3 protein-coding genes are annotated in these 2080 nt (G+C 31.5%); all 3 read left to right on the forward strand.

The window, feature by feature from the left end; genetic code table 11:
* The first annotated feature begins 88 nt into the window (after positions 1-88).
* Positions 89-610 (forward strand): hypothetical protein, encoded by a 522-nt coding sequence (locus AB8M93_RS18715; RefSeq protein WP_373060510.1) that lies wholly within the window; start codon positions 89-91, stop codon positions 608-610.
* Between the two features lie 193 nt (positions 611-803).
* A complete protein-coding gene (locus AB8M93_RS18720; RefSeq protein ID WP_373060512.1) occupies positions 804-1055 on the forward strand; it encodes a hypothetical protein in 252 nt (83 codons plus the stop codon).
* 38 nt (positions 1056-1093) lie between these two features.
* On the forward strand, positions 1094-1555 hold the full coding sequence (locus AB8M93_RS18725) for a hypothetical protein (RefSeq protein ID WP_373060514.1): 462 nt from the start codon (positions 1094-1096) through the stop codon (positions 1553-1555).
* The last annotated feature ends 525 nt before the right edge of the window (positions 1556-2080 follow it).

A 2080-nucleotide genomic window follows, 5' to 3' on the forward strand; every position in this document is an offset into this window, starting at 1 on the left:
TAGAGACCAGGTAGAAATCAATTAAGCCGACAAGTTCGTGTCCCTAATCCCGTGACTTGCGTTAACCGTAGCCGTTGCCACCAATTCAATGATGAGTTTATTGACAATAATAATTATCGGAATTCTATTTTTAGTCCTAATAGCAGTTTGGGCAAATAGAAATGATAGAACTTTAAATACAGATGAAGTTCAAAAAATTTCTCCTGAAGAATTTGCGCAAAAATTTTCTCAATTGAAATTTGAAGGTGGAACTTTGAAAATATGGGGAAAATGGTTTGGAAAACCAATGGATAATCTTCATCAAATTCAAACTGTAACTTTTGATAAATATTTAAATCAACTAGAAATAACTTTTGACGAAAAAGAGCTTCTAAAAATTGATAAACCCTCAAACTTAATAATTAAGAAAAAGACAATCAAAATTAAAGAAGCTGAGAGAATTTTATGGAAATGGTATTTATATGGAGAAGAACAAATTGATGAAAATCTAAAATTTGATTTGTTTGTAAATAATGGAAAAACAGTAACATATGAAACTAATTTCACGCCCGACAAAAGAACAACAAACACAAAAATAACAGAACCTGCTCTAGAAATTTGTAGTTGGTGAACTGGTGGCAACAGCGGTTCATCTCAAATTACGGGTATTTGAGGAAAAAGTGTAATTTTAGAAACCAAGAAATAAACCGGTAAACCGACAATCCTGCGTCCCTACTCCCGCAACTTGCGATAACCGCAAACCGTTGGCATTAATTTTTCATGATGAGATTACGTAAAAACAATTATCCTAAATACTATTTTTTATGAATCAACAAGAGTTTTCAAATTTAAGTTTTGAAGAACTTAAAAAGAAGCAAACATCGATAAAAACAATTACTTGGATGCTTACAATAGTATTAATTGGATCATTAGGTTTTTTTATTTATATCTCAATTCAAGACGGATTTACACCACTACTTGCAGTTCCTTTTGCTCTTTCTGCTATTCTACCAATTAATTTTAAAAACCTTAAAAAACTCAAAACAGAAATAGAATTAAAAAAAATCAAAATTTAACGAAAAAATTAAAAATTAGAATATCAAAAAAGGGATATATGAACATTAAAAATACGTTTCAAATTATAAGCTATTTGCAATATCCATTATTGCTATTAGCTGCTTTTTTCGTAATAAAACCTTTTTTAAATGGATTAGAAGATTTGAAGAATAACCCAGATATACTAATTGTAAATTACAACAGAACTTTAATTTTTTTAGGTCTTGCAATTAGTTTCTCTACCCTACAAGATACAAGCAAAACACAAAATAAATTTTCCGAAAGAATATGGAGAAATCCCAAAAAAGGAAAACTGATGATTCTACTTCTTACTTTCCTTACTTTTTCAACTCTAATTTTAGGAATCTTTTTATACTTTTTTAGTTCTAATAATAAGCTAACGGAACTTTCATTTGGAGTAATTGTTTTAGGAATTGGTCTTATCGGGTTTTTGAAAACTGGAATTGAAGTCTTTGAAAATCACAGAATTGACAAAAAAACAAATGCCAACAACGGTTAATCGCCAATAAGCGGCACTTTAGCGAGAAAATAATTAACTTGACCAAAAAACCAATCCTAAGCCGACAATCCCGCGTCCCTTACTCCGCCAACTGGCGATAACCGGGACCGTTGTACACAAGAACTTCTTTAAAGTTTTCGTTTTTTCAACTTGAGATTATGTGCTCACTCTTGCTCAAAAATTTTAAAAAAAAGCTCCTAGCCTTTAATAAAAAAATAAAAGCAAAACCTTAAAACCGGCCTTGCTAATAAAGAATTCTCAAAATTTCGCAGAACGGAAGCGGATAATTGCATTTCGCTGACTCATACTCAGCTGAAAAAAGAACGCCGATATTTAAACTTTTTGGGTATCAATTCCAGTGCCCAACATCGGTTAACAGCAAATAACGGGTTGTATGCTAAAAATTGTTATTTTAGAGACCAGGTAAAAACAAACTAGCCGACAAGTCCGTGTCCCTATTCCCGTGACTTGCGTTAACCGTAACCGTTGTGCACAAGAATTTCTTTAAAGTTTTCGTTTTTTCAA

It is taken from the genome of Autumnicola aciditolerans (assembly GCF_041679265.1).
In the GTDB taxonomy this organism is placed as follows: domain Bacteria; phylum Bacteroidota; class Bacteroidia; order Flavobacteriales; family Flavobacteriaceae; genus Autumnicola.